Source organism: Avibacterium endocarditidis, from assembly GCF_965138825.1.
Taxonomy (GTDB): domain Bacteria; phylum Pseudomonadota; class Gammaproteobacteria; order Enterobacterales; family Pasteurellaceae; genus Avibacterium; species Avibacterium endocarditidis.
This window is the reverse complement of the sequence record NZ_CBCSDH010000016.1, coordinates 1-22,720: the sequence shown is the minus strand read 5'-3', so window position 1 is coordinate 22,720 and position 22,720 is coordinate 1. Positions and strand designations below refer to the sequence as shown.

Genomic DNA, 22,720 nt, shown 5'->3' with positions numbered 1-22,720 from the left:
TTTTTCTTTTTAGCTCATTAGCTTATTGAATTTTAATATTCATCTTATAGCTTGATGTAAGTTTTTTGATGGATTGTGCTTTCGGTTGTAGCACGCGCACTTCATAGCGCCCTGTTCTTGGTAAAATATATGGCGTGTTTGGTACGAAATCATCTTCGCCGTACATAATGGCTTCCGCCGCGCCTTTGGCTCTTAAATTTACGGTTAAGGTTTGCCCTTCTTTGGCATAAAACGCATAACTGCGACATTGCCAGCCTTTGATTTTACCCGTGTAATTGGCTGATGATGCGCCTTTTTTAAATTTTACGTTAGTGACTGCGCAGTCTGTCGCATAGCTTGGCACGCTAGCTAACACCGCTGAGCCAACCACTAAGGCAGAAAGAATGTGTTTTACTGATTTCATTATAGTTCTCCAAATTAGATTGTGATTAAGGTGAAAATTAGACCTTTGATTACAACCGAAGTTCAAAAATCTGCTTTTCGGGATTAGCACGAAAGCCCGCCATTTCTAGCAAGGATTGTTGCTGCGGATCTTGTTCCACCACCAAACGGGAAGATTGCGTATAACGCACAAATTCTTTGGCTTTGGCGATAAGTGCGGTGTAAATTTCCGTAGAATTTTGTTGAGGCAACACAAAAATATCTGTCAGTTGCCAATAGCGTTGCAGTTGTAAGGAAGAAAGGCGAGGATAAAGCTGAATAAAACCAAGCGCTTGGTTTTGAGCGTCCACCGCAAGGAAGAAAATGCTTTCACTAAAGCGAATACGGTTGGTGAGAAATGTTAAGGTACGGTCAGGATTTTCCGCCATTCCCTGTGAAAGTCGATATTGCTCAAAAAGGGGCAGCAACAGCTCTAAATTCCATTGTTCAGCTTTAAAAATTTTCATATTGATGATTTTTTGTGAAATCTATACAGTGGATTGTAGCTTTTTAATGCACAATAATCATCTTTTTACAAAAAAATTTTTCAAATTTGCCTAAAATCAACGGAAGCGTAGAAAAAATTTGATATAGTAATGCGGTTATTTTTTGTTAATTACTATGGAGAAAAATTATGGCACGTCGTCCTTTAGTTATGGGTAACTGGAAGTTAAACGGTAGCAAAGCGTTTACCAAAGAGCTAATCGAAGGCTTAAAAGCAGAATTAGTCGGCGTAAACGGTTGTGATGTGGCGATCGCACCGCCAGTGATGTATTTAGCCGAAGCTGAAGCCGCGCTTGCAGGCAGCCAAATTGCCTTAGGCGCACAAAATGTTGATGTAAACGTACAAGGTGCGTTTACTGGTGATATTTCAACGGCAATGTTAAAAGATTTCGGTGCGAAATATATCATCATCGGCCATTCTGAACGTCGCACTTATCATAAAGAAAGCGATGAATTTATTGCCAAAAAATTCGCCGCACTGAAAGAAGCGGGCTTAGTGCCTGTGTTATGTATTGGTGAATCTGAAGCGGAAAACGAAGCAGGCAAAACAGAAGAAGTGTGCGCACGCCAAATTGATGCCGTGATCAACGCATTAGGCGTGGAAGCATTCAATGGCGCAGTCATTGCCTATGAGCCAATTTGGGCAATCGGCACAGGCAAATCAGCCACCCCAGCACAGGCTCAAGCGGTACACGCTTTCATTCGTGGCCATATCGCAGCGAAATCTCAAGCGGTAGCAGATCAAGTGATCATTCAATACGGCGGTTCAGTCAATGATGCCAACGCCGCAGAATTATTCACTCAGCCAGACATTGACGGTGCATTAGTAGGCGGTGCTTCATTAAAAGCGCCTGCATTCGCGGTGATCGTGAAAGCGGCAGCTGTGGCGAAAAACTAATTTTAGTTCCATTCCTATAAAATCTGCTCATTATGAGCAGATTTTTTTATCTCTAAATGTGAACCCTTTGTTATTTTATTAAATTGTGATCTTTATCACGGTAAAACTATGATATTTATCATAGTCTGAGTTGGCTAAATCAGTTATGTTGAAATTTAAGATTAGCAAAATAAATGGAGTTGATGATGAAATATTACGCAGGCGTAGATATTGGCGGCACGAACACAAAAATCGGCATTTTAGACAACCATTTTAATATTCTTGCAGAACAGAGCATTCCGACTTTATCTCAGCAAGGGGCAAGATCCACTTTTTCTCGCATTTGGCAGACCATTTTGGATTTGCTTGCACAACATCAACTTTCAGAAGCACAATTAGCAGGCATCGGCTTGGGAATTCCAGGCCCTGTGGTGGATCAAGCGATCGTTAAAATCGCGGCTAATTTTTCTTGGGGCAATGATTTCAATGCCAAGCAATTAATGGAAGAAATCTCTCATAAAAATGTGGTGGTGGAAAACGATGTGCGAGCCATTACCTTGGGAGAACATTTATTCGGCGCAGGGCAAGGTGTGGCGAATCTTATTGTTGTGCCAATTGGCACGGGCATTGCTTCAGGCATTTTGCTAAACGGCAAGGTGTTGTCTGGTTCGGGCGGCTGCGCGGGCGAGTTTGGCCATATTATGGTGAACGAACAAGGAATGAAATGCGGCTGTGGTTTAACAGGCTGCTTAGAAACTTATACTTCCGCCCCAGGATTAGTGCGGGAAGCCAAAAAACTTCTTAGCGCTCCAGAAACAGATAAACAAAAGTGCGGTGAGTTTTTCCAACGTTTTTCCACGGATTTAGATTCCCTGCAAGCACATCATATTTTTGAATACGCCAAAAAAGGCGATCATCTCGCGCTGCAAGTGGTGGATAGCTTCGCAAAATATTTGGCTTACGGCTTAGGCGTGCTGATTAATATTTTTAATCCTGAACTTATTGTACTGGCTGGTGGGGTCGCAAAATCCGCCGATTTCATCATCGAAAAAGTACAAAAATTCCTACCGCACTATGCCTTAGGCGTATCCCTACAAAACCTGCAAATCAAACCAAGCCAACTGCTTGATTCCGCTGGCGTAAAAGGCGCTGCAGCGTTAGTGATAAAATAATTGTAAGGCAATAAAAAAGTAGGAAATGGTTTCCTACTTTTTATCTTTCGCGCTTATGTTACTAGGTTACTGAATTTTTTCTTTCACTTTTACATCAGATTTTTGCTGTAGTTTTCCGTCTGCGGAAAAAACAAAATGGCTTGTATATTTGTTGAACGTGTTTTCGGCATAGCCACCCCATTCGCCCGCAAGCGTACGCTGTCCGCCGCCGTAAACAGGCAAGGTTGCACCATCAATTTCTTTATTGATATATTGATTAAACCACCGGTTTAACTCACGCCGCATTTGGGCGATCTGTTGTTGATAATCCGGGTTATCAATTTGGTTATGGTGTTCATCAGGATCGTTACGCAGATCATAAAATTCATAAGGCCCATCAGGATAGCGATGAATATATTTAAAAGATCGATTGCGGATCATTCGAGTTGGTCCGTATTCATCAAAGATCACAAGATGATTTTCTTCTCGTGAATCTGTGGGCTCTTGTTTTAATAAAGTAGAGAAACTTTTTCCAGGATAACGTACCTGTGCCTGATCTTCATCACTGATATTGAGGTATTCCAACAAGGTGTGGCGGAAATCGTAATGGCTCAACAGGTTATCTATTTCACCTGTTAATAAATGATTTTTGTGATAAAGAATAAACGGCACTTTTACGGACGTGTCGAACATATTCACAGGGCTTGTGCCATTCCCTTTACCAAAAATACCGTGATGTCCCATATTCATACCGTTATCACTGGTGAAAATGATGAGCGTGTTTTCTAAAATGCCTTTTTCCTCAAGTGCGGTGATAATTCTTCCAATATTAAAATCCATTGCGGTTAAGGCTGCGAAATATCCCCTTAACACTTCTAATCGTTCTTGTTCATCACCTTCAAAGGTTTCATAAATTTTCCAAGGGTGATAAGGATCTCGAGGACAAGATGCAAATTGACAATCCGCATAAAGATCCAATATTTCCTGTGGGTGGTTTTTTCGATCCCAAGGGGAATGGGGGGCGGTATAACTTAGATTGAGAAAAAATGGCTGATCGGCATTATGTACCTTCTCAATAAAGTCTAGCCCATAATCGGTGATTTTATCTGTAATGTAGTCGGGTTCTTCAATTAATATACCATCTCGATACATTGGTGCATTGAAGTAAGGGCCACCGCCACGCTGATGGGAATACCAATAATCAAAACCACATTGTGGCGTGTCAGCCATACCTAAATGCCACTTGCCACTCATTGCACAAAGATAATTATGCTGTTTTAAGCGATCTACAAAAGTCGATTGCCCTTTTAAATAATGTTCTGTAGTCGCACCATTTTCCCATTCTTCCAACCAGTCGTGAATTCCGTGTTGAGAAGGAATTCTGCCGGTAAAAATTGAGGCTCTTGCAGGGGAGCAAACAGGGGAAACACAAAAGAAATCGTTAAATTTTTTACCTTGCTGCGCTAATTTATCAATATTGGGCGTAATCGCCTCTTTATTCCCATAGCAACCAAGCGCCCAATAGCCTAAATCATCGGCAACAATTAAAACCACGTTAGTTTTTTTCATTATTGCCTACTCCTAACATCGTTTTGATATTTTGAAAGCCTTTAAAACCAACAATAAAAATCGTGCAAATATACCAACTTAGCCCGAATAAGATGAGTCCTTTCCAAAAGAGAATGATTAGATCTGTCATATTTCCCCCTTATTTGCGTAACGTATTTTTCAATAATGAACCAACAATCATTGCAATCCAAGCAAACACAAACGCAGCAATACCCGAATAATAAGGGCCAATTTTTGCTGCAATAGGTTCAAGTGCAGGAATCTGCTGTGCGATTAAGTAAGAAAGTGGCGTTAAAGCACCCACAACAATGGTGGCATAAGCCCCCCAGTTATTGGCTTTTTTGAAATAACAAGCGGAAATCAATAGGGTGGAAACAGCAACGGAATAAATGGTTGCTGTGAGTGTCATATATACCCACAAGTCGCTTTTTAATGGATACCACAACCCATAGAACAGTAAGAAAACCCCAATTAATGCCACTAATACGCGATTGACAGCAATAGATTTACGTTCTGACCATTTATTTTTATGGAAAATAATCAATACGTCATTGTAAATAACACTTGCCCAACCTAATAAATAAGAAGAGTTTGTGGACATATCTGCCGCCAACATAGCCGCGACAAGCAAACCAATGATCCCTGTTGGAATCACAATAGAAAGCATTGTTGGCATTGCTTGGATTGGTTTTCCGCCCACACTTTCTAAACTTACGAAAGCTAACGCAGCAACGCCCCACATCACAGGAATTAATGAACGTACGATATAAAATAAACTAGTGCGTGTGTACATTTTTTTCGCAACATTGGCATCTTTTGCTGACAACACACGAGAAACCATTGTTTGCCAAGTTAGCACTGTCGCAGTCAGCACTAAAGCAGTATAAAGCACATATTGCCAACCAAGATTAGGATTAGCAAAAGGATTAATACCACCAGCGCCATAATTAGAAATTGCAGTATCAAATAAGGTATCCCAGCCCACCTGATAGAAAATCGTACAAGTGGTTAGCACCAAGCCAACACTCATTAAAATAAACTGCATATAATCGGTAACCAGAACGGAGAGCATTCCACCTAAAATGGTATATAACGCCACCACAAGCAATAAAATTGTCATCGTGATTTCTAAATATTCTGGTTTAAGCCCCGCCACAGCAACTAAAAATTCACCACCGGTGCGTAAGAAAACGCCCATATTCAGCAAGCCACCAAGCACAATGACCACACCGGCAGCCCAGCGGACTTTTTTACCAAATTTATGTTCAAAAAACTCTGGAATGGTTACCACACCCGCTTTGCGTAAAGGTTCAATACAAAATCCTGTTTTCCCTACGGTGAACATTACAATGGTCATAATTAACCCCACTGTGGCTCCCGCAAAACCGTATTTATAGCCAAGCTGTGCTGCCGCCATACAGGTTATAATGCCAAACTCAGTGGCGGCTAAAGAGGCAATCCCAACGTGCAAATCCACATTTCTGCCAGCCACCAAGAAATCATTCACATTCTTTACATATTTTCGCACAAGAATGCCGACAACAAGGCTTAATAAAATATAAAGCCCGACAATACTGCCATCTACGCTCCAGTTAAACTGCATATTTTCCTCCCAATATTGGTATGAATAAATAGTTACTCGCAGTTTAAAGGAGAGCGTTAAAGGCAGATATGACAAAAATCATAAACCCCACGTGAGCAAGATCACAGATTAAGAAATTGGTAAAAGAAAAAGTGCGGTGTTTTTTCACCGCACTTTTGAAAAGAAGCATTTATCGCAAAGATTAGTCTTTGCCCCAAACGTCAGCGGCAATTTGCTCAACTAAACGCACTTTCGCCCATTGTTCTTGCTCTGTCATAATATTGCCTTCTTCGGTGGAGGCAAAACCGCATTGTGGACTAAGGCAGAGTTGCTCAAGTGGCACATATTGAGCGGCTTCGGCAATGCGAGCTTTTACTGTGGCAGGGTCTTCTAAGGTTGGAAATTTAGAACTGATTAAGCCAAGTACAACACGTCCTTTATTGCCAGCGAAATATTTTAAGGGCTCAAATCCACCAGAGCGTTCATCATCATATTCAAGGAAATAGCCGTCATATTGTGTTTGACCGAATAGCTCAGGGGCAACAGGATCATAAGCGCCACTTAATAAATAAGTTGAACGGAAGTTGCCACGGCAAACGTGGGTTGTGATGATCATATCTTTGGGTTTATCAGCAAGTACCACTTGAATATTTTCCAAGGCTTGGGCTTTATCTGCGGCAAATTCAGGTTTGTCGTGATTGTTGCACAAAGAGCCCCAATAAACATCATCAAATTGTAAATAACGGCAACCTGCTTGATAAAAGGCTTGAATGGCATCTTTATAGGCTTGTTGTACGTCTTTTGCAAATTCTGCACGGCTGGCATACACACCGTGATCCCACTGAACGGGGTACATTAACTGGTTTGGGCTTGGAATGGTGTATTTCACAATGCCACGCTCAGCCACAATGGCATTGAGCTTTTTGAAATGCTCAATAAAAGGGTGATTAGGATTCCACGACACTTTGCCACAACAGCGTGTGTTATAAGCTCGGGTTTCAACGCCATTAAATTTATAACCGTGTTCAGGCTCATAGCCTTCAATGCCGTTTAAATTTTCAAGAAAATCAATGTGCCAAAATGAGCGGCGATATTCCCCATCAGTAAGCACTTTTAAACCGGCATCTAACTGTGCTTGGACTAATTTTTCAATTTCTTGATCTTCAATACGAGTTAAGGTGGCACGATCAATTTCGCCGGCGTTGAATTGTTCACGGGCTTGTTTCAGCGCCGCACTGCGTAAATAACTGCCCACAGTGTCAGCGTGCAAAGGTAATGTTGATAATGTCATATTCACTCCTTAAATAGTATCATTGTGAAAAATGGCGATGGGTTAGCATCGCCATAGTGTAAAGCCATAGTGTAAAAATGAAAGTGCGGTCTATTTTTTGTTTAAATTTATTTGGTAAACCGCAAAGCCTAGTTCATCTTGCCCAACGTAGTCCATTGGATATTGCGCTTTTTCCTTGATGAAGGCTTTTGCTTTATCGCTTGGGGACGTTTCCACTTGTACTTTCAATGGCTGAGTGGAGGCAATTGGAGCAAGTTTCCAGTTATTATCGGCAGAAGGGATCACTTCGCCTTTTTCTTTGGTGGTTTGGCTGATGTAGTTTGCCAAAATTTGACGATTTTCATCAGGGGAAGCAAAGACGATGTGCGCATCACCTGTGCCAGGGAATTTGCCGGAATAAGCGCGATAATTATTGGTCGCAATTAAGAATTGATCGCTATCTTGCACTGGCTTGCCTTGATAGGTGAGATTAACAATGCGCGACGCCTTGTCATTAATGAGCTTGCACTCACCGTCATAACGGGCAGGCTGGGTAACATCAATTTCATAGTTCACCCCGTCAATCACATCGAAATTATAAGTACGGAAACCGTTCCAATTTAACAAAGATTGTGGTTTGTCGCTATTTGGAGCGATTTGGTTAAACATTCCCGCACTGCACTCAAGCCATTGTTTGAGTTCTGCACCGCTCACTTTGACAATCACCAAGGTATTTGGGTAAAGATAGAGATCCGCCGCATTGCGGAAAGTGAGATCGCCTTTATCCACTTCTACATAAGCGCTTGGATCGTTTTTACGTCCACCGACTTTAAATGGCGCAGCGGCACTCAACACTGGAATACCCGCTAGCTCAGGCAGATTTTTCACCACGTTTTCGGCGTAGGCTTGTTGCGCTTGGTTTACGATTTGTACCGTTGGATCATCTTGGAACAAGGCAAGGAAGCTATACATATTATCAGAGGCTTTTCCAATCGGCTGTGCTACAAAGGCTCGAGTGGCTTCGTGGATTGGCGCAAGTAATGCTGCAACTTCAGGGTGATTGCCCACAAGCGCTTTTTTCTTATCTGCATCATAAATCGGGCGCAAGGCTGCACGGCCGTCAGTAACAAACCATTTACCATTATATTGATTTAAGGTGAGATCCACCACGCTGATGTTATTTGCCCAATAACCCGCCATACTTTCTGGCACGCCGTTCATTGTGCCTTTTTCAATATCCGCCCCTTTGCTGTTAGCAAATTCTTTATTTGGGAATAAGCGGTGCGAATGGCCGAAGATCACGGCATCAATGCCTTTGACATCGGCTAAATGGAAGGCGGCATTTTCTTCACCTTCTTTATAAGGTTCGTCCGAAGGGCCAGTGTGCGCCAGTGCAACAATAATATCTGCCCCTTGAGCCTTCACGATTGGCACATATTTTTCTGCGGTTTTCTTAATATCGTAGGCTTTTACTTTGCCTTCTAAATTGGCTTTATCCCACACCATCACTTGTGGCGGCACAAAGCCAATATAACCAATTTTGATTTGATGCCTGTTGCCAGCATTATCTGTTACGCTTTTTTCTTGAATAAAATAAGGTTGGAAATAAGGCTGATCATCGCTGGCTTTCACCACATTGGCGTTGATAATAGGGAAATGAGCTTGCTTAATGGCACGATCTAAATAATCTAAGCCATAGTTGAACTCGTGGTTGCCAATCGTTCCCACATCATAGTGCATTGCATTTAGGGCTAAAATAGACGGATTTGGTTTACCTTCTTTATCTCCTTTGGCAGCTTGATAATCGGCAATCGGGTTGCCTTGAATTAAATCGCCATTATCCACTAATACCGAGTTTTTCACTTCTTGACGTGCGCTTGCAATCAGGCTTGCTGCACGGGTAAAACCGAATTTATCCGTAGGCGCATCTTTGTAATAATCAAAATCCGTCAAAAAGCCGTGAATATCCGTGGTGGCAATAATGCGTAACGCTACCGTAGTATTTTGCTCCGCCGCATTGAGCGATAAGCTGTTTACACTGAATAAACTTAATGCGCCAAGACGCAGGAATTTTCTTCTATCCATATTTTCTCCTTTTAGGTTCTATAAATGATGACAAAGACACGATGATTTTACGTTGTTTTTGCACAGGGCTCTAGCCAATATTTATGATAAAAATCAAGTGCGGTGTTTTTTTATGAAATTTTTGCAGGTTAATTTTCTTGGCATAATCAATAAGTTAAAAAGGCGAGCAGCAAGACAGCCTTTATTTTTTAGGGAAAAAGCACCGCACTTGCGTTTAGGATTTATCGCTAGATCAAGTACAATATCAAGACTATCCATAGACAATAGGTTTGCTTATGACATCATTACTGACTTCCGCGTTTATCTATCTCTTTGCCGCCGTGGTGGCCGTGCCAGTTTCTAAACGTTTGGGATTAGGCTCAGTGCTGGGCTATTTGTTGGCAGGGGTGGCGATTGGGCCAATTTTAGGCTTAGTCGGACAGGAAACCGAACGCGTGCAACACGTTGCTGAATTTGGCGTGGTGATGATGTTATTTTTAATCGGTTTAGAGCTTGATCCTAAAATGCTATGGGCGTTACGCACCAAATTGCTCGGCTTGGGGGGCTTACAGGTCATTCTATCCATTGGCGCGATTGCAGGTGTTGCCCATTTGCTTAATTTTACCTGGGAAATGAGCATTGCCATTGGCTGTGTGTTGGCAGTGTCGTCCACTGCGATTGTGTTGCAAACCTTGGGGGAAAAGCATTTGCTGAATAGCCCCGGGGGACAAAGCAGTTTTTCCGTGCTGCTGTTTCAAGATATTGCCATCATTCCGATTTTAGCGTTCTTGCCAATGCTTGCCTCGCCTGAATTGATTGATAGTCTGCATAGCGCGGAGCAACATTCAGACAATTTATTAGACGGGGTGAATAATTATGTCAAAACCCTGATCACCTTTAGCGTGATTGGCTCAATCATCTTTGGTGGCTATTTTCTCGCGCGCCCGATTTTCCGCTATATTGCCGCATCAAGAACTCGTGAAATTTTCACCGCATTTGCCTTAGCATTGGTGATCGGCATTGCAGCGATGATGTCGGCTATCGGCCTTTCGCCTGCCTTAGGCACATTCTTAGCAGGCGTGGTATTAGCAAATAGTGAATATCGCCACGAACTAGAAAGCAATCTTGAACCGTTCAAAGGCTTATTGCTTGGTTTGTTTTTCATTACCGTAGGCGCAGATATTAATTTCAGCTTATTATTCAATGACTTCGCGGTGATTTTAGGCATCACGCTATTATTTATTCTTATCAAAGCCATTGTCTTATGGGGGCTTGGGTTAATATTCCGTTTGGATCGCCTTAACCGTAATTTATTCGCTCTAAGCCTTGCTCCAGCGGGGGAATTTGGTTTTGTGCTACTTTCTTTCAGCCAACAAAATGGTATTCTACCAAGAGAAATCACTGACAAATTATTACTTGCCGTGGCCATTTCAATGTTGCTCACACCTTTCTTATTTATTGCTTACGATAAACTGATCGTACCGCGTGCAAGCCACCAACAACAGCGCGAAAACGACACCATTGAAGATCAAAATGATGTACTCATTATCGGCCACGGACGTTACGGACAAATTATCAGCGGAATGTTAATGAGTTGCGGCTACAAGCCTACGGTTATTGACTACGATGCCACCTTGGTGGAAGGCTTATCGCGCTTTGGTTTAAAAACCTATTTTGGCGACGGCTCACGTTCTGACTTGTTAGAAACTGCGGGCATTGCGAAAGCCAAATTATTAGTGATTGCCCTTGATGACAAAGAACAAGCTATACAAATCGCCCACTTCGCACATCGCTTTTACCCAAATTTACCGATTATCACCCGTGCTTATGATCGTCTGCACGTTTATGATTTATACCGTGCTGGGGCAAGAAATATTGTGCGAGAAACTTTCGACTCAGCGATCCGAAGCGGCCGTTTAGCCTTAGAACAGCTTGGTATGGACAAAGAAAAAGCCAAACAAATCGCAGAATTTTACTACCACCGCGATCGCCACGGCTTAGCCGAAATGGCAAGCCTTTACGATCCTGAAATTTCCGTATTTAGCAACGAACGAATGATCGCCCGCGCCAAAGAACTCGAACAAGAAACCAAATCAATGATGCTCACCCTGCTCGCAGGCGGCAAGGTTGATTGGCAACCAGGGGAAGAGAATCGATCGGGGGAGTAAGGAATATTAAGTTTAGTTTGAATTGGTAATACTCTTTTATTTAGATACTTATATCTTTCAATAAAACAAAAATTATTTACAAAATAAAAGAATTTTGCATAATTGAGATCTTGATCACAGAACAAGCTTTCAAAATGAAATATTATTGCTTTCAATGATTAATTAGTTAATCAGAAATCAACCTAAAAACTTTCATTTTGAGAGGTGTGAGATGGAATTTATTACACATAGTGCGGAATGGTTTATAGGGCTATTCCAAAAAGGGGGCGAGGTTTTTGTGAGTATGGTCACAGGAATTTTGCCATTGTTAATTTCTTTATTAGTCGTAATGAACGCCTTGATCAAATTTATTGGTCAAGATCGCATTGAACGTTTAGCACAACGTAGTGCGGGTAATCCTATTTCTCGTTATTTAATCCTTCCTGTTTTTGGCACATTTGTTTTCTGTAATCCAATGACATTAAGTTTAGGTAAATTCTTACCTGAACGTTATAAACCCAGTTATTACGCAGCGGCCTCTTATAGTTGCCACTCTATGAATGGTTTATTCCCACATATTAATCCTGGAGAGTTATTTGTTTATTTAGGGATTGCCAATGGCTTGACTACCCTTGGTTTACCCTTAGGCCCATTAGCGGTGAGCTATTTATTAGTGGGTATGGTGACGAACTTTTTCCGCGGTTGGATCACGGATTTCACAACAGCGATCTTTGAAAAACGTATGGGCATTAAACTCGATCGCGAAGTACATCTCTAAGGGAGGAAACAGATTATGGCAAAAGCACTTTATATTGAAAAAGGTAATGGTGGTTGGGGCGGCCCTTTAACCGTGCCAGTAGAGCCCGGTAAAAAAATCCTTTATATGACAGCAGGTACGCGTCCAAGTATTGTCGATCATCTTGTGGCTTTAACCGGCTGGGAAGCGGTAGATGGTTTTAAAGAGGGAGAGCCAGAAAACGATCAAATTGGTATTGCCATTATTGATTGTGGTGGAGTGTTACGCTGTGGACTTTATCCAAAACGCCGTATTCCAACTATCAATATTCACGCGACAGGAAAATCTGGCCCACTTGCAGAATTTATTGTGGAAGATATTTATGCTTCCGCCGTGAAAGAAGCCAATATTAAATTGATTGATGCAGATTCTCCAGTGTCTTCAAGTGAGCAAGTGGTTAAACAGCCTCAGGTGGCGAAAGATTACGATACGTCGAAAAAAATTACTGAACAAAGTGATGGGTTGCTCGCCAAAGTTGGAATGGGAATGGGTTCTGTTGTGGCAGTGTTTTTCCAAGCAGGGCGAGATACGATTGATACGGTATTGAAAACTATCCTGCCTTTTATGGCCTTTGTTTCAGCACTGATTGGGATCATTATTGCTTCTGGTTTAGGTGATTGGATTGCACATGGCCTAACCCCTTTAGCCAATAGCCCAATTGGGTTGGTTACCCTTGCTCTAATTTGTTCTTTCCCATTCTTATCTCCTTTCTTAGGGCCCGGTGCGGTCATTGCACAGGTTATCGGTGTATTAGTTGGGGTACAAATTGGGTTAGGCAATATCCCTCCTCATTTAGCACTTCCTGCATTATTCGCCATTAATGCGCAAGCAGCTTGCGACTTTATTCCAGTGGGATTATCTCTGGCTGAAGCGAAACAAGACACGGTGCGTGTGGGGGTACCTTCTGTGTTAGTGAGTCGCTTCTTGACAGGTGCGCCAACAGTATTGATTGCTTGGTTTGTATCCGCGTTCATTTACTAACTTTTACCTTAAATGTCGTAATAAAAAGTGCGGTAAAAAAGTACCGCACTTAAAAAATGAGGAAGAAGAATGACAACAATTTATCAAACAACATTTACCAAAATTGGGCAATTTGCACCAGAGGCATTGACTGAAAATATGCTGATTATCTTTAAGCAAGATGTACCAGCAGATCTTGAGGATTATTGCTTCCTTCATCAGCACGGTGAGCTTTTGGCTGAGGTTTGCCGCGGTGATGTGTTAATGATTAACAATAAATCTTTTGAAATAACTGCTGTGGGTGATGTGGCAAATTTTAATTTGAAAGAATTAGGGCACGTTACCTTTCGTTTCGATGGGGCTATTACAGCAGAATATCCCGGCACGATTCATTTGAAAGGGGATGTGCCAGTTGAAATAAACGTCAATGATGTTTTAACCATTATAAAAAATTAGGAGTTGATATTATGGGAAATAAAGTTGCAGTCATTGTTGGTGGCGGTCAAACCTTAGGCGCATTCCTCTGTGCAGGACTTGCTGAGAATGGTTACTCCGTTGCTGTTGCGGATTTAAATCAAGGGAATGCAGAAAAAACAGCAAATGAGATCAACCAAAAATTGGGCAAAGATTGTGCGAAAGGTTTTTATGTTGATGCAACTAATGAGCAAAGTGTAGTTGAATTGGCCAATGCTATTGATGCTCAATTCGGGCGTGTTGATTTATTAGTTTACAGCGCAGGAATGGCAAAAGCCGCGCCTATTACAGAGTTTAAAGCACAGGATTTTGATACGTCATTAAAAGTGAATTTAGTGGGCTATTTTTTATGTGCCAGAGAGTTCGCTAAATTAATGATTCGTGAAGGGATTGCAGGGCGAATTATTCAAATTAACTCAAAATCAGGGAAAGTGGGAAGTAAGCATAATACAGGCTACAGTGCGGCAAAATTTGGCGGAGTTGGGCTTACCCAGTCTTTAGCCTTAGATTTGGCAGAATATGGCATTACTGTGCATTCTTTGATGTTAGGGAATCTGTTGAAATCTCCAATGTTCCAATCTTTGATTCCGCAATATGCGGAAAAATTAGGTATTCCAGCCGATCAAGTTGAGCAAGTTTATATTGATAAAGTGCCATTAAAACGAGGGTGTGAATATCAAGATGTTTTAAATGTTCTGCTTTTCTATGCAAGTGAAAAAGCAGAATATTGCACGGGGCAGTCTATCAATATTACCGGTGGTCAGGTGATGTTTTAGTCCTTTGAACGTTGCGGTATGGGAAATTTTCATACCGCACGTTTTAATCTTAAGAGGTGTTATGATGGAATTTTATTTGGATACTGCCGACACCGTGCAGGTAAGACAATTCATTCGTTCTCTCCCTTTAAGTGGTGTAACAACAAACCCGAGCTTAGTCGCTAAAGTTCGCCGTCCACTTTCTGATATATTAAATGAATTAAGGGATATGCTTGGGGAAAAAACACGTTTATTTGTGCAGATTCTTGCCAATCACCCTGATAAAATGGTTGAAGAAGCGATAAAATTAAGTGAACAGCACCGAAATTTAGTTATTAAGATACCTGTAACTTTAGCGGGCTTAGAAGCGATTAAACAGCTCACTGCTCAAAATATTCCCACACTAGGAACCTCTGTGTATGGAGCAGGGCAAGGTTTTTTGGCAGCATTGGCAGGAGCAAGTTATATTGCACCTTATGTCAACCGTATTGACAGCCAGGGTGGAAGTGGCGTATTGGTTACACAAGAATTAAATCAATTGATTATCCAGCATTGCCCTAATACGCAAGTTTTAGCGGCAAGTTTTAAAACGCCTCGTCAGGTGTTAGATTGCTTATTAACTGGCTGCTCTGCCATTACCATTTCCCCTGAACTGGCACTGCAATTCTTATCGGATCCTGCGGTTTTTTACGCAATTGAGCAATTTGAACAGGATTGGCAACAGGCTTTTAATCAAACTTTCATTGAATAAGTTTTTATAATCAGTAAAAAACCTTTAAAATAGGAAGGTAATTTATGCAAAGTATTACAAGTTCGCTTATTATTGTTGCGGTTGTCGCGTGGTTATTACAAATTTTGCTTGGCTGGTGGCAAATTTCGCAATTTAATCAAGCGTTTGAAAAACTGTGTAAGCTAGGGAATGTGGGCATCGGTCGAACACAAGGTCGTTTTAAACCCAAAGTTGTCATTGCCATTGCTTTTGATCACAACCAGCGTGTTGTGGATTCAATAATGTTAAAGGGGCTGACGGTATTTTCTCGCCCTAAACCAATAACACATTTAACAGGATTATTGCACAGCGAAATTGAGCCTGAGGCTATTTTTCCAAAAGATAAATCAAGTCAGCAAGCCTTAAGGGAAGCAATTCAACTGCGATAAATCCTAAACAACGGATTTATTATGAAACCTAAAGAAAGACAACTGGCTATTTTAGACTACCTACAAACCTATGGCAAAACACCTGTGGAACAATTAGCGGAGCATTTCTCTACCACGGGAACAACAATTCGTAAAGATCTCACCGCACTTGAAAAAGAGAAGAAAGTCCTTCGTACTTACGGCAGTGTTGTCTTAATGGAACCGGAAAAAGCGGTTGATATTGAGCTGCCAATGACCAACAAAACGCATATCAATTTGCTGCAAAAAAAGAAAATTGCACAAGCCGCAGTTAAATTACTCAAAGATGGTGATTCTCTCATCATTGATTCAGGCAGCACGGTACTACAAATGATCCCTCATCTTGCTCAACTTAACGATTTGACGATTATGACAAATAGCTTGCATATTATGAATAGTCTTGCTGCGCTGGAAAAAGAACACGAGTTATTAATGTGTGGGGGAACATTTCGGGCAAGATCTGCGTCATTGCACGGCATCCTTGCTGAATCGACCTTTGAAAAATTTTCTTTTGATAAACTGTTTATTGGTACCGATGGTTTTGATTTACAACTCGGTTTAACCACTTTCAATGAAGTACACGGGGTAAGTAAAGCGATGACAAATGCTGCTCGCGAAATTATCGTGCTGGCAGACTCTTCTAAATTTGGTCGTCGTAGCCCAAATATCGTCTGCCCATTAGAAAAAATTAATGTTGTAATTACTGATAGTGGTTTAGATCCTCAAACGCAGCAAGCTTTAATTGATAAAGGGATCAATTTAGTGATTGTTGAGTAGAAAGCCAATAAAGGTTTGGTAAATCCTTTATATAATATTTACTTTAAATTGGCGCTATTTAGCTGTGGCATTTACTTCCACCACTTCTCCATCATCAAAAAACAGCTTGATTGGGAAAGTTTCGCCTCGTTGGATTGGTTGGGTGAGATCGAAAACCATAATGTGTAAGCCACCGCGTTTTAGGCTAACACTTTGTTTCGCGGGGATTTCAATGCCGTTGAGTGCGTGCATTTTGCCGTTGTGCATTCCGTGTAATTCTAGGCGCGCGGGCTGTTGGCTTTCGGCGAAAAGCAGATTGACGGCTTCATTGCCGGTGTTTTGCAGCAGCATAAAAATAGCACTTGGCTGCCCTGCTTTTTCTGTGGGGAAGATGGTGGCTTGGCTCGCAACAATTTCCGCTTGGGTTGCTAGTGGGAAAAGTGCGGTGCAAATTAAGCCGATTTTTTTCATCGCGTTCATTGGGTTCTCCTTTTTATTAAAATAGATTGAAATAAAACCGCCACAGTGCAGGGGCTGTAGCTTGTTTAGAATAACTAAACTTTACCACATTCGCTTTGTTCTCACAAAAATAGCCGCCAGCTCAAGCTCAAATGCAAAATAAATTATCAACAGACCCTAGCAAGAATTTACCATTTTGCTTTCATTTGTTGTTTGCCTTTTAAAGCAAGGCGAAAAATGCTATATTGCCCCAGTTTTTGAGAGATTCTCGCCCACATAACAATTTTCATACAACATTCATAGCAAAATGGCAGATTATTACGACATCACCCTTGCCCTTGCTGGTGTATGCCAAGCGGCTGCGCTAGTGAAACAATTCGCTCATCACGGCAGTGCTGATAATGCAGCTTTCAACGCCAGCCTACAAAGCTTATTACAAACTTCACCCGAAAATACCTTAGCAGTTTATGGTGGCAATGCGGCAAACTTAAAATTAGGCTTGCAAACCTTGATGGAACAGCTCAATGGCCGAGATGCAGAGCTAACGCGCTACTGGGTGAGCTTGCTGGCGTTGGAGGGTAAGCTGAGTAAATCGCCAAAAGCAAAGGCGGAATTGGCGCAACGCATCGCCTATTTGCCTTCACAGCTCAATTTTTATGATTTACTTGATGAGCAGATGATAAGCAATCTTGCCAGCATTTATGTGGACGTCATCAGCCCGCTCGGTAGCCGTATTCAGGTGCTTGGCGCGCCAGATTATTTGCAACAACAAGGCATTCAGCACCGTATTCGCGCAAGTCTGTTAGCAGGCATTCGCTCGGCGGTGCTATGGCGTCAAGTGGGCGGCAAAAAATATCAGTTTCTTTTTTCCCGTGGCAAAATCGCCACAACGGCACAACAAATTTACTCAACCCTTTAGGAGTTCTTTCTTATGGAATTAAACGCACTTACTGCGATTTCCCCGATTGATGGTCGTTATCAAGACAAAACAACGGCTTTGCGTACTATTTTTAGCGAATTTGGCTTGCTCAAATTCCGTGTTACAGTCGAAGTTCGTTGGCTACAAAAATTGGCGGCGACTGCAAAAATTCAAGAAGTTCCTTCTTTGTCGCAAAAAGCAAACGATTACCTTGATGAAATTGTAGCGAATTTCAGTTTAGCGGACGCGCAGCGTATCAAAGAAATTGAAAAAACTACCAACCACGATGTGAAAGCGGTGGAATACTTTTTGAAAGAAAAAACCACCGCACTTGAAGAATTAGCCGCAGTGAGTGAGTTTATCCATTTTGCTTGTACTTCTGAAGATATTAACAACCTTTCCCACGCCTTAATGTTGAAAATGGCGCGCGAAGAAGTGATTTTGCCTGAATGGCAGAAATTGATTGCTGAAATTGAGCGCCTCGCTCACGAATACAAAGCGATCCCATTGCTTTCGCGCACCCACGGACAGCCGGCTTCTCCGTCCACCGTTGGGAAAGAAATGGCGAATGTGGTATATCGCTTGAAACGTCAGTTAAAACAACTACAAGAGATTGAAATTCTTGGCAAAATCAACGGTGCTGTAGGAAACTACAATGCCCATTTATCCGCCTATCCTGATGTAGATTGGCATCAATTTAGCGAAGAATTTGTTACTTCGCTCGGCATTAAATGGAACCCTTACACTACGCAAATTGAGCCGCACGATTACATTGCCGAATTGTTTGATAACGTTGCGCGTTTCAACACCATTATTATTGATTTTGACCGTGATCTTTGGGGCTACATCGCATTAAATCACTTCAAACAACGCACCATCGCGGGCGAAATTGGCTCATCCACAATGCCGCACAAAGTGAACCCGATTGACTTTGAAAATTCAGAGGGAAATCTCGGCATTGCGAATGCGGTAATGGGGCATTTAGGGGCGAAATTGCCAATTTCTCGCTGGCAGCGTGATTTAACGGATTCCACCGTGTTGCGTAATCTGGGCGTGGGCTTGGGCTATTGTCTAATCGCCTATGCCGCCACCAGAAAAGGCATTAGCAAACTTGAAGTGAATGAACAGCACTTGCGTGATGAACTCAACCAAAACTGGGAAGTGTTGGCTGAGCCAATTCAAACCGTAATGCGCCGTTATGGCATTGAAAAACCTTACGAAAAATTGAAAGAGCTGACACGCGGAAAACGCGTTGATGAGCAAGCAATGCGTGAGTTTATTGAGAAGTTAGACATTCCAGCGCACGAAAAACAGCGCTTACAACAACTCACCCCAGCCACTTATATTGGCGCAGCGGTGGTGTTAGTGGAAAAACTTTAATGGGCTAAAAACAAGTGCGGTGGAAAATCTCTAAATTTTTCACCGCACTTTTGTTTTTGCCCTTATGGCATTTCCTTTCGCAATTCTTTTGCAAGATAAATTTTGCCTATGATACACTTCATTTTTTCATTCTTTTATCTATTGTATTTATGCTATTAGCTCAATCTTCCGCCACTGCGCCTTTCGCAAAATCTGTTCTGGCTTGGTACGATCAATTTGGACGCAAACATTTGCCTTGGCAGCAAAATAAAACCCTTTATGGCGTTTGGCTGTCGGAGGTAATGTTGCAACAAACTCAAGTTGCCACGGTGATTCCTTATTTTGAACGCTTTATGCAACGCTTTCCTACCATCATTGATCTTGCCGATGCACCCCTTGATGAAGTGCTGCATTTGTGGACGGGCTTGGGTTATTACGCGCGGGCAAGAAATTTGCACCAATCGGCACAAATTATTCGCGATCAGTATCAGGGCAATTTCCCCACTGAATTTGAGCAAGTGCAGGCGTTAAAAGGCATTGGGCGAAGCACGGCGGGGGCAATCCTATCCTCTTGCTTAAATGCCCCTTATCCTATTTTAGATGGCAATGTGAAACGCGTGTTATCCCGTTATTTTACGGTTGAAGGCTGGGCGGGCGAGAAAAAAGTGGAAAATCAGCTTTGGCAGTTAAGTGCAGAAGTAACGCCAACACAACGTGTAGCAGATTTTAATCAAGCGATGATGGATATTGGGGCGATGGTGTGTACACGCACAAAGCCGAAATGTGCGCTTTGTCCGTTATCTGCAAAGTGCGGTGCAAATTTGCAACAAAATTGGCAGAATTACCCCGCGAAGAAGCCAAAGAAAACCTTACCCGAACGACAAAGTTATTTCTTGATTTGGCAGCGACAAGGTAAAGTGGCCTTAGAACAGCGTGAAAATGCGGGCTTGTGGGGCGGTTTGTATTGTTTTCCACAATTTGACAGCAAGCTGGATTTACTGGCTTATTTGGCTCGTCAAAACGTGGATTTTTATCAGGAATGGCCAGCTTTTCGCCATACCTTTAGCCATTTTCACTTAATGATTCACCCGATTTATGTGAAACAGGAATATCACGGCGAGGACGCTAATCGCTCAGATTGGAAAAAGGTGAATGAAAATCACGGCAAGTATGAATCTTCTATACAAAGTGCGGTCAAATATTGGTATGATCCGCAAAATCCTGATCAAATTGGGCTGGCAACGCCAGTCAAAAATCTTTTATTACAGTTAGCAAAAGGAAAAGAATAATGGCAAGAACGGTATTTTGTGCCTATTTAAAACAAGAGGCGGACGGGCTAGATTTTCAACTTTATCCAGGCGAATTAGGCAAACGTATTTTTGATAATATCAGCAAACAGGCTTGGGGCGAGTGGATGAAAAAACAAACAATGCTCGTTAATGAGAAAAAATTAAATATGATGAATGCCGAACATCGCCAATTATTAGAGCAAGAAATGGTGAATTTCTTATTTGAAGGTAAAGATGTTCATATTGAAGGCTATGTTCCGCCAGCGGAAAAAGAATGATGAAGAAATATGTTGTTGCTTTGATTATTCCTTTTTTGTTTGCTTGTAGTGGCTCAAGCCATAAAGGAATAAATTATGATGAAGCCTTTGCGAAAGATACGCAGGGGTTAGATATTTTGACGGGGCAATTTTCCCATAATATCGATCAAATTTGGGGCGTGAATGAGCTGTTGGTGGCAAGCCGTAAAGACTATGTGAAATACACCGATAGTTATTACACTCGTAGCCACGTGAGCTTTGATGAAGGGGTTATCACGGTTGAAACACAGCAAGATTTGAACCGCCTGCACAATGCTATCGTGCATACGTTATTAATGGGCTCAGATGCGAAAGGCATTGATTTATTTGCCTCTGGCGATGTGCCGATAAGTTCTCGCCCTTTCTTAGTGGGGCAAGTGGTGGATAATGCGGGGCAGCAAATTACCAACGAGTTTATCGCGGGCAATTTTGCCGATTATCTGGTGCAAAATAAATTGCAAACACGCCGCTTGAGTAACGGCAGAATGGTGCAGTTTGTGGTGATCCCAATGATTGCTAACCACGTTGCCGTGCGTGCGCAAAAATACCTACCAATGGTGCGCCGCGCCGCTAGACGCTACAACCTTGATGAAAGTTTGATTTTAGGCATTATGCAAACGGAATCCAGCTTCAACCCTTATGCGATTAGCTATGCTAATGCCATTGGCTTAATGCAAGTGGTACCGCATACGGCAGGGCGAGATGTGTTCCAAATGAAAGGACGTGGTGGTCAGCCGTCAAAAAGCTATTTGTTTGATCCTGAAAAAAATATTGATGCAGGCGCATCGTATTTATGGCTATTACAAAATAAATATTTAGATGGTATTACTAACCCAACGTCTAAGCGTTTTGCGATGATTTCTGCGTATAACAGTGGGGCTGGTGCGGTGTTGCGTGTGTTCCACGAAGATAAAGATATGGCGATTGAACAAATCAACCGCTTATATCCTGAGCAAGTGTACCGAATTTTGACCACGGCACACCCATCTTCACAAGCGAGAAATTATTTAATTAAGGTGGATAAGGCACAAAAAAGTTATCGGGTTAGACGATAAAAATTAAAAGTGGTTTTGATTTTTTATGCGATTTTTGCCGTATTTCTATGCGTTTCGCTTGTTAAATATTCAAACAAACAAAAAAACGTAAAAAAGTTAAAATTAATGATTGACTTAACGCGGTAAAAATCGTTTAATACGCACCACTGATGAGTTGCCTCGATAGCTCAGTCGGTAGAGCAGGGGATTGAAAATCCCCGTGTCGGTGGTTCGATTCCGCCTCGAGGCACCACTACTCCTCCTTAGTTCAGTCGGTAGAACGGTGGACTGTTAATCCATATGTCGCTGGTTCAAGTCCAGCAGGAGGAGCCAAATTCCTAAGAGCCGCTAATGAAAATTAGCGGCTTTTTTCATATCTCATTATTATCTCTTTTCTTACTAAAAAATTAACAGAATTTGCACCTTACTTTATTTTTTCACTCTGTGCTTTTCATCATTACATATTTGTGCCAAACTGGAGTTTAAAAGAACGTGTAGCTTAGCAGGATAGAGCAGTCCCCTCCTAAGGGACAGGTCGGCGGTTCGACCCCGCCCACGTTCGCCATACAATAACAATCCGCACGTAAAACGTGCGGTTTTTAGGCTACCCTATAAGGGCCTAGGACTTCACATGCCCCTCAAAGGGCATGTGAAAAACTGACAACCGCACAATAACTCTATGGATTACCCCTTAAAGGGGTCTACATATTCTTTCTTCGATAAACTATCTGAAATCATATCTTCCTTCTCTTGATTCCTAATATATTCTTCTACTACCTTCGTATTTAGACCCACTGTACTTACATAATACCCTTTCGCCCAAAAATTCCGACTTCCATACTTATATTTTAAATTCGCATGTC

23 protein-coding genes and 3 tRNA genes are annotated in these 22,720 nt (G+C 41.9%); 18 read left to right on the top strand and 8 right to left on the bottom strand.

The window, feature by feature from the left end:
• Nucleotides 1–22: 22 nt before the first annotated feature.
• On the bottom strand, nucleotides 23–403 hold the full coding sequence (locus ACNAV8_RS09265; protein WP_415777610.1) for a hypothetical protein: 381 nt from the start codon (nucleotides 401–403) through the stop codon (nucleotides 23–25).
• Nucleotides 404–452: 49 nt separating this feature from the next.
• Nucleotides 453–887, bottom strand: coding sequence for a GNAT family N-acetyltransferase (locus tag ACNAV8_RS09260; protein WP_103855198.1), 435 nt, complete (start codon nucleotides 885–887; stop codon nucleotides 453–455).
• A 167-nt stretch (nucleotides 888–1,054) separates the two neighbouring features.
• Here ACNAV8_RS09260 and tpiA point away from each other — a divergent pair, with 167 nt between their 5' ends.
• Complete coding sequence (tpiA, locus tag ACNAV8_RS09255) at nucleotides 1,055–1,822, top strand: triose-phosphate isomerase (protein ID WP_103855197.1); 768 nt, start codon at nucleotides 1,055–1,057, stop codon at nucleotides 1,820–1,822.
• Nucleotides 1,823–2,004: 182 nt separating this feature from the next.
• Entirely contained in the window at nucleotides 2,005–2,973 is a 969-nt protein-coding gene (locus ACNAV8_RS09250) for an ROK family protein (RefSeq protein WP_415777609.1), read from the top strand.
• Nucleotides 2,974–3,039: 66 nt separating this feature from the next.
• Here ACNAV8_RS09250 and ACNAV8_RS09245 read toward each other — a convergent pair whose 3' ends face one another.
• From ACNAV8_RS09245 to cpdB, 4 genes are all read right to left on the bottom strand, one after another.
• Nucleotides 3,040–4,521: a sulfatase-like hydrolase/transferase gene (locus tag ACNAV8_RS09245; protein ID WP_410681132.1), complete on the bottom strand. Its 1,482-nt coding sequence runs from the start codon at nucleotides 4,519–4,521 to the stop codon at nucleotides 3,040–3,042.
• 139 nt (nucleotides 4,522–4,660) lie between these two features.
• On the bottom strand, nucleotides 4,661–6,124 hold the full coding sequence (locus tag ACNAV8_RS09240; protein ID WP_415777608.1) for a sodium:solute symporter family protein: 1,464 nt from the start codon (nucleotides 6,122–6,124) through the stop codon (nucleotides 4,661–4,663).
• Nucleotides 6,125–6,305: 181 nt separating this feature from the next.
• Nucleotides 6,306–7,394: a 5-methyltetrahydropteroyltriglutamate--homocysteine S-methyltransferase gene (locus ACNAV8_RS09235; RefSeq protein WP_103855195.1), complete on the bottom strand. Its 1,089-nt coding sequence runs from the start codon at nucleotides 7,392–7,394 to the stop codon at nucleotides 6,306–6,308.
• 90 nt (nucleotides 7,395–7,484) lie between these two features.
• Nucleotides 7,485–9,458 (bottom strand): 2',3'-cyclic-nucleotide 2'-phosphodiesterase, encoded by a 1,974-nt coding sequence (gene cpdB, locus ACNAV8_RS09230; protein ID WP_103855194.1) that lies wholly within the window; start codon nucleotides 9,456–9,458, stop codon nucleotides 7,485–7,487.
• A 275-nt stretch (nucleotides 9,459–9,733) separates the two neighbouring features.
• Here cpdB and ACNAV8_RS09225 point away from each other — a divergent pair, with 275 nt between their 5' ends.
• From ACNAV8_RS09225 to srlR, 8 genes are all read left to right on the top strand, one after another.
• Nucleotides 9,734–11,605 (top strand): monovalent cation:proton antiporter-2 (CPA2) family protein, encoded by a 1,872-nt coding sequence (locus tag ACNAV8_RS09225; RefSeq protein ID WP_103855193.1) that lies wholly within the window; start codon nucleotides 9,734–9,736, stop codon nucleotides 11,603–11,605.
• Nucleotides 11,606–11,816: 211 nt separating this feature from the next.
• Complete coding sequence (gene srlA, locus ACNAV8_RS09220; protein WP_194751550.1) at nucleotides 11,817–12,362, top strand: PTS glucitol/sorbitol transporter subunit IIC; 546 nt, start codon at nucleotides 11,817–11,819, stop codon at nucleotides 12,360–12,362.
• A gap of 15 nt (nucleotides 12,363–12,377) precedes the next feature.
• Nucleotides 12,378–13,361, top strand: coding sequence for a PTS glucitol/sorbitol transporter subunit IIB (gene srlE / locus ACNAV8_RS09215; protein ID WP_103855192.1), 984 nt, complete (start codon nucleotides 12,378–12,380; stop codon nucleotides 13,359–13,361).
• Nucleotides 13,362–13,430: 69 nt separating this feature from the next.
• The gene (srlB, locus tag ACNAV8_RS09210; RefSeq protein ID WP_103855191.1) at nucleotides 13,431–13,796 is read left to right on the top strand and encodes a PTS glucitol/sorbitol transporter subunit IIA; all 366 of its coding nucleotides are present in this window, start codon (nucleotides 13,431–13,433) and stop codon (nucleotides 13,794–13,796) included.
• 11 nt (nucleotides 13,797–13,807) lie between these two features.
• Nucleotides 13,808–14,590: a sorbitol-6-phosphate dehydrogenase gene (srlD, locus tag ACNAV8_RS09205; protein ID WP_103855190.1), complete on the top strand. Its 783-nt coding sequence runs from the start codon at nucleotides 13,808–13,810 to the stop codon at nucleotides 14,588–14,590.
• Between the two features lie 61 nt (nucleotides 14,591–14,651).
• Nucleotides 14,652–15,320: a fructose-6-phosphate aldolase gene (locus tag ACNAV8_RS09200; protein WP_415777607.1), complete on the top strand. Its 669-nt coding sequence runs from the start codon at nucleotides 14,652–14,654 to the stop codon at nucleotides 15,318–15,320.
• Nucleotides 15,321–15,364: 44 nt separating this feature from the next.
• The gene (gene gutM / locus ACNAV8_RS09195) at nucleotides 15,365–15,727 is read left to right on the top strand and encodes a transcriptional regulator GutM (RefSeq protein WP_103855189.1); all 363 of its coding nucleotides are present in this window, start codon (nucleotides 15,365–15,367) and stop codon (nucleotides 15,725–15,727) included.
• Nucleotides 15,728–15,748: 21 nt separating this feature from the next.
• The gene (gene srlR / locus ACNAV8_RS09190) at nucleotides 15,749–16,522 is read left to right on the top strand and encodes a glucitol operon DNA-binding transcriptional repressor SrlR (protein ID WP_194751552.1); all 774 of its coding nucleotides are present in this window, start codon (nucleotides 15,749–15,751) and stop codon (nucleotides 16,520–16,522) included.
• 54 nt (nucleotides 16,523–16,576) lie between these two features.
• Here srlR and ACNAV8_RS09185 read toward each other — a convergent pair whose 3' ends face one another.
• A complete protein-coding gene (locus ACNAV8_RS09185; RefSeq protein ID WP_103855188.1) occupies nucleotides 16,577–16,981 on the bottom strand; it encodes a copper chaperone PCu(A)C in 405 nt (134 codons plus the stop codon).
• Between the two features lie 286 nt (nucleotides 16,982–17,267).
• On the opposite strand from ACNAV8_RS09185, the gene hflD reads away from it, so the two are divergent.
• The 8 genes from hflD (at nucleotide 17,268) to ACNAV8_RS09145 (ending at nucleotide 22,422) form a co-directional block, all read left to right on the top strand.
• The gene (gene hflD / locus ACNAV8_RS09180) at nucleotides 17,268–17,879 is read left to right on the top strand and encodes a high frequency lysogenization protein HflD (RefSeq protein ID WP_103855187.1); all 612 of its coding nucleotides are present in this window, start codon (nucleotides 17,268–17,270) and stop codon (nucleotides 17,877–17,879) included.
• Between the two features lie 12 nt (nucleotides 17,880–17,891).
• Entirely contained in the window at nucleotides 17,892–19,259 is a 1,368-nt protein-coding gene (gene purB / locus ACNAV8_RS09175) for an adenylosuccinate lyase (RefSeq protein WP_415777606.1), read from the top strand.
• 149 nt (nucleotides 19,260–19,408) lie between these two features.
• Entirely contained in the window at nucleotides 19,409–20,527 is a 1,119-nt protein-coding gene (gene mutY / locus ACNAV8_RS09170; RefSeq protein WP_103854946.1) for an A/G-specific adenine glycosylase, read from the top strand.
• Nucleotides 20,527–20,805, top strand: coding sequence for an oxidative damage protection protein (locus ACNAV8_RS09165; protein WP_126370916.1), 279 nt, complete (start codon nucleotides 20,527–20,529; stop codon nucleotides 20,803–20,805). The genes mutY and ACNAV8_RS09165 overlap by 1 nt, the downstream gene beginning before the upstream one ends.
• Nucleotides 20,805–21,878 (top strand): membrane-bound lytic murein transglycosylase MltC, encoded by a 1,074-nt coding sequence (gene mltC / locus ACNAV8_RS09160; RefSeq protein WP_103854408.1) that lies wholly within the window; start codon nucleotides 20,805–20,807, stop codon nucleotides 21,876–21,878. The genes ACNAV8_RS09165 and mltC overlap by 1 nt, the downstream gene beginning before the upstream one ends.
• Nucleotides 21,879–22,034: 156 nt before the next feature.
• A tRNA-Phe gene (locus ACNAV8_RS09155) sits at nucleotides 22,035–22,110 on the top strand.
• A gap of 4 nt (nucleotides 22,111–22,114) precedes the next feature.
• Nucleotides 22,115–22,190 (top strand) — tRNA-Asn (locus tag ACNAV8_RS09150).
• A gap of 155 nt (nucleotides 22,191–22,345) precedes the next feature.
• A tRNA-Arg gene (locus tag ACNAV8_RS09145) sits at nucleotides 22,346–22,422 on the top strand.
• A 119-nt stretch (nucleotides 22,423–22,541) separates the two neighbouring features.
• On the opposite strand, the gene ACNAV8_RS09140 is transcribed toward ACNAV8_RS09145, so the two are convergent.
• Nucleotides 22,542–22,720, bottom strand: a 179-nt coding sequence (locus ACNAV8_RS09140) for a transposase (RefSeq protein WP_415777619.1), incomplete at its 5' end; no start/stop codon positions are given.